Origin of the sequence: Thiobacillus sp. 65-1402, from assembly GCF_001897685.1 — a bacterium.
Classification (GTDB): Bacteria; Pseudomonadota; Gammaproteobacteria; order Burkholderiales; family Thiobacillaceae; genus Thiobacillus.
Genome location: NZ_MKUG01000080.1, coordinates 18,450 through 27,057 on the forward strand (window position 1 = coordinate 18,450; position 8,608 = coordinate 27,057).

General features: G+C 67.1%; 7 protein-coding genes. 1 reads left to right on the plus strand and 6 read right to left on the minus strand.

From position 1 onward, the window contains the following. Positions 1-6: 6 nt before the first annotated feature. From BGO62_RS06785 to BGO62_RS06800, 4 genes are all read right to left on the minus strand, one after another. Entirely contained in the window at positions 7-1,014 is a 1,008-nt protein-coding gene (locus BGO62_RS06785) for a WYL domain-containing protein (protein ID WP_296640545.1), read from the minus strand. A 189-nt stretch (positions 1,015-1,203) separates the two neighbouring features. Further along, the gene (gene ald, locus BGO62_RS06790) at positions 1,204-2,289 is read right to left on the minus strand and encodes an alanine dehydrogenase (protein ID WP_296640547.1); all 1,086 of its coding nucleotides are present in this window, start codon (positions 2,287-2,289) and stop codon (positions 1,204-1,206) included. Between the two features lie 65 nt (positions 2,290-2,354). Then, the gene (locus BGO62_RS06795; protein WP_296640550.1) at positions 2,355-3,608 is read right to left on the minus strand and encodes a TIGR03790 family protein; all 1,254 of its coding nucleotides are present in this window, start codon (positions 3,606-3,608) and stop codon (positions 2,355-2,357) included. 5 nt (positions 3,609-3,613) lie between these two features. Beyond that, on the minus strand, positions 3,614-4,624 hold the full coding sequence (locus tag BGO62_RS06800; protein WP_296640551.1) for a quinone-dependent dihydroorotate dehydrogenase: 1,011 nt from the start codon (positions 4,622-4,624) through the stop codon (positions 3,614-3,616). A gap of 208 nt (positions 4,625-4,832) precedes the next feature. On the opposite strand from BGO62_RS06800, the gene BGO62_RS06805 reads away from it, so the two are divergent. After that, the gene (locus BGO62_RS06805) at positions 4,833-5,999 is read left to right on the plus strand and encodes a D-alanyl-D-alanine carboxypeptidase family protein (RefSeq protein WP_296640553.1); all 1,167 of its coding nucleotides are present in this window, start codon (positions 4,833-4,835) and stop codon (positions 5,997-5,999) included. Positions 6,000-6,217: 218 nt separating this feature from the next. On the opposite strand, the gene BGO62_RS06810 is transcribed toward BGO62_RS06805, so the two are convergent. Both BGO62_RS06810 and BGO62_RS06815 read right to left on the minus strand, forming a co-directional pair. Next, positions 6,218-7,129, minus strand: a complete 912-nt coding sequence (locus BGO62_RS06810; protein WP_296640555.1) for a bifunctional GNAT family N-acetyltransferase/nucleoside diphosphate kinase regulator — start codon at positions 7,127-7,129, stop codon at positions 6,218-6,220. A gap of 193 nt (positions 7,130-7,322) precedes the next feature. Continuing rightward, positions 7,323-8,608 (minus strand): NAD(P)/FAD-dependent oxidoreductase (locus BGO62_RS06815; protein ID WP_296640558.1); only part of this gene is annotated, 1,286 nt, incomplete at its 5' end.

Consider the following 8,608-nt stretch of genomic DNA (forward strand, 5'->3'; position numbering starts at 1 on the left):
GACATGCTACTTGTCCCCGGGCTCAAAACCTGAGCCTGTTGCTTCCCCGCGCCGATACTGGCCCGCCGCCGATTCAAGCTGTTCTTTGACCGCTTCTTGCAGCTCTTCCGGTGCGGCGACCTCGACATCCGCACCATATTTGAGGATGTCCATGACAAGTTCGCGCGCATCCGAATACGGCACGCGCAGTTCGTAACGGCCGTCGGCGAGCCACTGGCTCTGCTGTTGCGGGTGCCAGATTTCATCGGCGACCCAGCGGGCGCGTTTTGCGGTGAAGCGGAGCACGGCCGTGGCGCGCGGGGTGCCGGCGAAGATGCCGTAGCTGGTGGAAAGTTCGCGGTTCAGCGTGGATTCGGCAACGGCTTTGGCCGGCTTGGCGAGGGCTTCGGCGTGGCGGATGCATTCGACGGCGAAGCTGCGCAGGCCTTTTTTCTCGTGGCACCAGGCGTCGAGATACCAGTTGTCGCGGTAGTGGGCGAGCCGTTGCGGGGAGATTTCGCGCGTGTCGGTCTGGTCGCGCTCGCGGTTGTAGTAGTTGATGGTCAGCCGCTTGCGTTGTACGACGGCGTGGGCGACGGCCTGGAAATGGCGCGGATTCTTGCGCCGGGCGGCCATGCCGAGGATGCGGATGCGCCGGGCGGCCTCGCCGGCGCCCAGTCGCTTGCTTTCCAGGAGCTGGTCGATGCGGGTTTGCAAAGGTTGCAGGTGGTCGTCGAGCAGGCCGGGTTCGAGGTTGGCGAGCAGGTGTTTCAGCGTGACCAAGGCGAGCAGTTCGGAAGGGCTGAACCACAGGCCGGGCAAGGGATGGTGGCCGTCGGCGCTGTCGTAGCGATAGCCGCCGCGTTCCTTGTCATGGATGAGCGGGGCATTGAGTTTGTTGCGTAGGTCGGCGATCAGGCGGCTGAGGGTGGCGCGGGCGAAGCCGTGCGTGCCGATCAGGTCGGCGCGCGGAATGCCGGTTCGCCGTCCGTCAAGCAGGCGGTGCAGGCGGTAGAGTTCGTCGAGTTTGCTCAAGGGTTCCGGTGGCGCGTGTTGTTTTTTCTCTGCGTATCCGGTGTTGCTCGTTTTCTTATGGCATGAGTGTCGTGCAATGTGGCGCATGCGGCAAGCGGACGCCGGGCCTGGTCCGGCAGCCGACGCATGCAAACCCGGCAGGCAAGTGCAGTTGAATCGAGCGCTACCGGCTCCGGGCCGGAAAGCCGGTCAAGCCTCGAATCCCAGATCCTGCGCCAGCCCGGCGTGGGTGATCTTGCCTGCGTGCACCTGCAGTCCCGCTTGCAGCCCGGCGTCCGCGTCCAGTGCGGCCATGCCCTGGGCCGCCAGCGCCCGCACATAGGGCAGGGTGGCATGGGTGAGCGCGTCGGTGGCGGTGCGGGCGACGGCGCCGGGCATGTTGGTGACGCAGTAGTGGACGACGCCCTCGGCCACGAAAAACGGGGCGCTGTGGGTGGTGGGACGGGAGGTTTCGGCGATGCCGCCCTGGTCGATGGCCACGTCCACCAGCACCGAGCCCGGCGACATCCGCTGCAGCAACGCGCGGCTGATCAGGCGCGGCGTGTGACGGCCGGAAATCTGTACCGCGCCGATGACGATGTCGGCCTGCGCGAGGCCGTCGGCAATCGCTTGCGGCGAGGAAAACCGCGTTGCCACCCGCGGGCCGAACAGGGCTTCGGCGTGGGCGAGCTTGTCGGCCTGCCGGTCGAGCAGGGTGACCTGCGCGCCGAGGCCGGTGGCCGTGCGTGCGGCGCTCATGCCGACGACGCCGGCGCCGATGATGAGCACATGCGCAGGCGGTACGCCGGGCATGCCGCTGATCAGCTTGCCGTTGCCGCCGTGGGAGGTGTGCAGTCCGAGCGCGCCCATCTGCGGCGCCAGCCGCCCGGCAATGTCGGACATCGGCTGCAGCAGCGGCAGGCTGCCGCTCGGGTGGGTCACGGTTTCGTAGGCGATCGCCGTCACCCCGCGCGCCATCAGTTCATGCGCCAGCGCAGGCGCGGCGGCCAGGTGCAGGTAGCAGAACAGCAGTTGTCCGGCACGCAAGGCGGCCAGCTCGTCCCGCTGCGGTTCCTTCACCTTGACCACCAGATCGGCGGCCCAGGCCTCGGCGGGGGTGGCGACGACGTCGGCGCCGCTGGCGCGATAGGCGGCGTCGTCAAACCCCACGGTGGCGCCGGCGCCGGTTTCGACGCTGACCCGGTGTCCCGCCTGGACCAGTTCGTGCGCGCCGTCGGGCGTGAGGGCGACGCGGTATTCGTGGTTCTTGATTTCCTTGGGAATGCCGATGTGCATGGCGGGTCTCGCGCAGGATGGGTACCCGCGCAGCATAACCAAAGCGGCCCTGCGCTGGCGAGCGGCTAGCGGGCCGGGCGGAGGTCGGCGCGGCGCTCGAAGCGGTAGTACGCCGGCGGGATCCGGTTGAGCTTGAGTTCGCTGGCGCCCCAGCCGATGCGGATGCGGCCGACGCTGCGGTAGGGCCCCATCATCGACGGCGCGGCCTGCATCTCGTAATCGCCGGGGGCGAGCAGGCGCGCCGAGAGGGTCAGGCCGCCGTCGTGCGCATGGTGGGCGACGCCGGCGAACGGGCGCGCCAGCGGTTCGCCGATGAAGAGGCCCTGCCCCGGCATCTGCACGCTTTTCCAGTAGGCTTCGATCAGGGTTTCGCCCTGCAGGTAGTGCGCCATGACGATGCCGGGCACCGGGAACTTGGCGGGGAAATTGCACGGTTCGACCACGGCGCCGTAGCTGCCGGTGGCGCCGGCCTGAAGCCAGGCGAGGCTGCTCATCTGCGAGCCGCCGAACAGTTCGCCGCCGGCCGAGGTGAGGTGGTCGGCGATGGCGCCGGGCAGGAAGCGGTTGCTGTCGAGCGACGCCACATGGGTCAGTCCGGTGAAATAGAACATCACGTCGGCCTTGTTTTCGAGGGCGTCGGCCGCGACGATTTCGGTGGGCAGGATGCGCTGCATCTGGGTGCGCAGCGCCGCGTAGCCGGCCCCGCGCACGTTGCGCGCGCGGTCGCCGGTGCTGACCAGATAGGCGGTGCCCGCCGGGTTGCTGCCGTCGGCGGCGACGCCGCGATCGATGAGTTGTTTCGCCTCGGCCACGCTGGCGGCGGCCAGGCTCATGGCCGGACGCATCGTGTAGGCGTCGAAGGGGCGTGCCGCGCTGCTGTTGAAATACGGGCTGGGCTGCGTCGGCTTGCAGCCGCTGGCGCACCAGGCGGGATCGAAGCCGAAGGCGAAGGCGGAGGTGATCGACATGCAGTCGACCCGGTACGGCTGCGCCCAGGTCAGGGCGTAGGCCTGGATATTGCCGGGCGCGGCGCGGTCGACCCGGCGCTTGAGCGCGGCGAATTCCTCGCGGGAAAGCGTGCTGCGCCCGGGCTTGAAGCGCACGTGGATCAGGTTGGCGGCGGGGATGCCGCGCTTTTCGAGGTAATACGCGGCAATCGCCACGCTGTCGGGATCGTCGTCGTTGACGATCACGCCCAGTTGCCCGGCCGCGAGTCCCGGCTGGGCAAAGCGGGTGACGACGGCGTGCCCGGGCGGCGCGGCGTGCGCGGCGGCGGCCAGCATCAGCAGGCCAAGGGTGAGTCCGCGCACTCGCTTCATTTCCGTCAGGCGAGGCGCTGCACGCACTCGCGCACCAGTCCCGGGCCGCGGTAGATCAGACCGGAGTAGAGCTGCACCAGCGAGGCGCCGGCGGCGATTTTTTCCTGCGCGTCGTCGCCCGACAGGATGCCGCCGACGCCGACGATCGGCACCTCGTTCTTCAGGTGGCGCGCCAGTTCGCGGATCACCCGGGTCGACGCCGCGCGCACCGGCCTGCCCGACAGCCCGCCGGCCTCGTCGGCGTTGGGCAGGCCGGCCACCGCGTCGCGGGCGATGGTGGTGTTGGTGGCGATCACCGCGTCGATGCGGTGCATCATCAGCAGCGCGGCGATGGCGGCGATCTGCGCGTCGTCGAGGTCGGGCGCGATCTTCAGCGCGACCGGCACGTATTTGCCGTGCCGCTGCGCCAGTTCGGACTGCCTCAGCTTGATCGCCGAGAGCAGCGCGTCGAGCGCCTCGTCCTTCTGCAGTTCGCGCAGGTTCTGCGTGTTGGGCGAGGAGATGTTCACCGTCACGTAAGTCGCGTGCGCGTAGACCTTGTCGAGGCAGGCGAGGTAGTCGTCGACCGCATGCTCGTTGGGGGTGTCCTTGTTCTTGCCGATGTTGATGCCGAGCACGCCGGTGAAGCCGCTGGCCGCGACGTTCCGCACCAGGTTGTCGACGCCAAGGTTGTTGAAGCCCATGCGGTTGATGATGGCGTCGGCCACCGGCAGGCGGAACATGCGCGGCTGCGGATTGCCGGGCTGCGGGCGCGGCGTCACCGTGCCGATTTCAATGAAGCCGAAGCCCAGCGCGGCCAGCGCATTGATGTGCGCGCCGTCCTTGTCGAGGCCGGCGGCGAGGCCGACCGCGTTGGGGAAGTCGATGCCCATCGCGTGCACCGGCTTGCCGGTTGCGCGCGGCAGCAGGCCCAGCAGGCCGGCCCGGTGTGCGAGATCGAGGCCGGCGAGGGTGAAGCGGTGGGCATCCTCGGGGTCGAGCGAGAACAGGGCGGGGCGGATCAGCGTATAGAGCATGGTTCAGGCAGCCGGGTGTGGCGGAAGGGGACGCGGGTTTCGGGGGCGGCCATGCGGGCGCGGTACGGCCGTCGACATGACGCGATTTTAACAGGCCGTTGCCGCCGGACTGCCGCCGGGCAGCGTAGGATGTTATCCTGAACGCGTGCGCGTTTGCGCGCGCCCGCCCGTTCCAATGCCCTTTCTGTTTCTACTCATCGATAAGCCCATGACCCCCCCGTATTTCCTGCAACGACTCGTATTGCTCTTTGGTTTTCTGCTCGCGCCGGCCGCGTGGAGCGCCACCGCCGTCGTCCCGCCGCCCCCGCAACTGGCGGCCAAATCCTGGGTGCTGATGGACGCCGCCAGCGGCAACGTGCTGGTCGACCACGAGGGCAGTCAGCGCCTGCCCCCCGCCAGCCTGACCAAGCTGATGACTTCGCACGTCGCGGCGCTGGAACTTCAGCGCGGCCGCATCAAGGCGGGCGACCTCGTCACCATCAGCGAAAATGCCTGGCGCATGGGCGGCTCGAAAATGTTCGTCAAGGTCGGCGATCAGGTTGCGGTGAGCGATCTCCTGCGCGGCATCATCGTGCAATCGGGCAACGACGCCAGCATCGCGCTGGCCGAGCATCTCGCGGGCGGCGAGGACACCTTCGCCGCGCTGATGAACCAGGAAGCGAAACGACTGGGCCTTGCCGACAGCCATTTCGTCAACGCCACCGGCTGGCCGGCCGAAGGCCATTATTCGAGCGCGCTCGACATGGCCAAGCTGGCGCGGGCCATCGTGATCGAGGATCCCGAGCACTATTCGCTATATAAGGAAAAGGAGTTCGTCTGGAACGGCATCAAGCAGCCGAACCGCAATCTGCTGCTGTGGCGCGACCCCACCGTCGACGGCCTCAAGACCGGCCACACCGAGGAAGCCGGCTACTGCCTGGTGGCGTCGAGCAAGCGCGACGGCCAGCGCCTGATCGCGGCGGTGTTCGGAACCGACAGCGAAGCCGCGCGGGCGACCGAAACCGCCAAGCTGCTCGCCTACGGCTTCAACTTCTTCGACAGCAAGACCTTCTTCAAGAAGGGCGCAACGATACAGACCGCAGCCGTCTGGAAAGGCGCCGCGCGCACGCTCAAGGCTGGAGTGGCCGCCGATTTCTCCGCCGCGCTGCCCAAGCGCGCCAGCGGCGAATACCAGACGCGCATCGTGCTGAAGGAAGGCGACATCGTCGCGCCCGTCGCTGCCGGTGCGTCGCTGGGCCGCGTCGAACTGGTGGGCGGCGACGGCAAGGTCGTCATGCAGGCGCCGCTGGTTGCGCTCGAAGCGGTCGAGGAGGGCGGCTTCTTCCGCCGCATGTGGGACGGCATCCGCCTGTTCTTCAGGGGGCTGTTCGGCTGACGGCCCGAACGCGAACAAGAAAGGCGACCCTCGGACGAGCGGTCGCCTTTTTTATTTTCGGCGTCGGGTCTTGGTCTGGTTCCGGCCAAGAGGCGCCATCACCTTTCTGCGCTTAATGACGGCTCTATCTATGCGTCCGGCGAAGTCGCCTTGACCGCCGACTCGCAGCCGGCCCGAGCGTTCGTCCGCGATCGGCAACTGTGGCGCAGCGTGCGAACCTAGAGGTGGAAATCGCCTGCGGCCTCCGGCTGATAGAGCACTTTCTCAATCCGAATATGGCGGGTCCGGTTCGTGATGCGCCAGTCGAAGGCATCGTCCTCCTTGGAGCCCAGTATCGCGGTACCAATGTCGGAGCAAACCGACAGCTTCCCGGCACTGTCATCCGCTTCCTCTGGGTAGACCAGCGCCACTTCCACTTCCTCGTCGTCCAACTGCACCAAGGCCCTGGAGTTCATCGTGACGACATCCTGCGCCACTTGGCACGAATCGACGACGATGGCTCGCTCGATCTCGTGCTCGAGTTCGAAAACGGCCGAGGGATGCTCGAACGCGAGCAGGCTCGTGAGCCGTGCCTTGTCGATTTCGGTGATGTGGATGCCGCTGGCACGATCCGCAGAGCTTTCGCGCAAGAGCCGGAGATAATGCTCGGAGGTCATGGCGAAGGACTTCAGGGTAGGCGTCTGGCGTTCCAGCAGGAAGCCGCAGCGCTCGAAAGCCTTCAGCGAACGTGCGTTTTCCACGTGGATCTTGGCGATGAGCTTGTCGGCCCGCATTTCGAAGAACGCGAGCTTCATGCCTTCGCGGATGGTGCTGGCCCCGAGCTTGCGCCCCCAGTTGTCGCGGTTGCCGATGACCAGGACCATTTCGCAGTCCGGGCCTGCCTTGACGAGACGCACAAACCCCACAGGCACGTCATGCCGGTCGTAGGCCATGAAGAACCGGCCGCCCTGGTTGAACAGATGGCTCAGGATAGGCAATTGGACCCGTCCGATAACCTGTTCGATGAACCGGGAGACATGGCGCGAATCGCTCAGGTAGCGGGTGACGCACTCGTCTTCCAACCAGTCCATGAGCTTGAGCGCGTCTGCCCGAGTGATCTCGGGACACAGGGAAATGAAAGGCTTAGTCATCTTCACCACACTTGGCTGAAAGAATGAAAGCCTTTCATGGCTGCGGCTATGACGGTTCTTTCGACAGACTCCTCATTTTAGGGCTGCGCGAGTGCCAAGTCGAGGCGTTGCTCAACCCGTGGGGACAGCCCAGCGCATGGCAAAAACGACGGGGGCCGCGAATGCGGCCCCCGTCGCTGGCTCTTCCGGACGCTTACTTCTTCGCCGTCCGTCGCAGCCGGTTCAACAACCGCCGCGCCAGTTCGCCGAACAGCTCGGTCTGGGTCGGGTGCGGGAAGATCGCGCGGGCGACCTGGGTCAGCGTCATCTCGCCGGCGACCATCATCACGCCGGTGCCGATCAGGGTGTCGGTGTGGTCGGCGAGGAAGTGCACGCCGATGATGCGGCCGCTGGCCTTGTCGGCCACCAGCTTGATCATGCCCTCGGTCTCGCCGGTGATCATCGCCTTGGCGTCGATGCTCATCGGCATCTTGGCTTCCACCGCGTCGATGCCCTTGGCCTTGGCCTGCGCCACCGAGAGGCCGACGAAGCCGGCCTGCGGGCGCGAGAAGGTGACGCCGCAGTCCTTGTCCTGGTCGTAGACGCTGGCGTGGCCGAGCAGGTTGTCGGCAGCGACGCGGCCTTGCGTCGCGGCGGTGTGGGCGAGCATGTAGCCGCCGATGACGTCGCCCACCGCGTAGATGTGCGGCGCGCTGGTCTGGCAGCGGGCGTTGACCTTGATCGCCGCGCCGTCGAGTTCGACGCCGACCTTGTCCAGATTCAGCTTGCCGGTGTCGGGGCGCTTGCCGGTGGCCATCAGCACGATGTCGCAATCGAACACCGACTCGACGCCGTCCTTGTTGGCGTAGCGCAGCTTCATCGCGCCGGGCGTGCCGGAGACTTCGTTGATGGCGGCGCCGGTGACCACGGTGATTTCCTTCTCCAGCGCGGCGATCAGGGTCTTGCCGATCTCGTCCTCGATTTCGGCGAGGATGCGCTCGTGGCGCTCCAGCATCAGCACTTCGGTGCCGAAGTCGCGGAAGATCTGCGCCATTTCGACGCCGATCACGCCGCCGCCGACGATGCCGAGTTTCTTCGGCGGTGCGGCGAGGTTCCAGATGGTGTCGGAGGTGACGACGCCGCCGCTCGCCAGGTTCTCGCGCGCGCCGGGAATCGGCGGCACGAAGGCGGGGGCGCCGGTTGCAATCACCGCGGCGCCGAAGCTGACGGTGTAGGGCTCGCCTTCGACCGGGGTGATCTTCAGCGTGTGGGCGTCGACGAATTCGCCGTAGCCTTCGCGCACGTCGATCTTCATGCCGCGGTCGGCCTTCAGCGCCATTTCGCCGCGGCTGGTCTGCACCCAGCGGCGGTGCTTCTCGACCTGTTCCCAGTTGAGCTTCGGCGTGTTGGTTCCGTCGACGCCCATCTCGGCGTCGTGCGCACGGTTGCGGATGTTGTCCGCCGCGGCGCGCCAGGCCTTCGAGGGGATGCAGCCGCGCC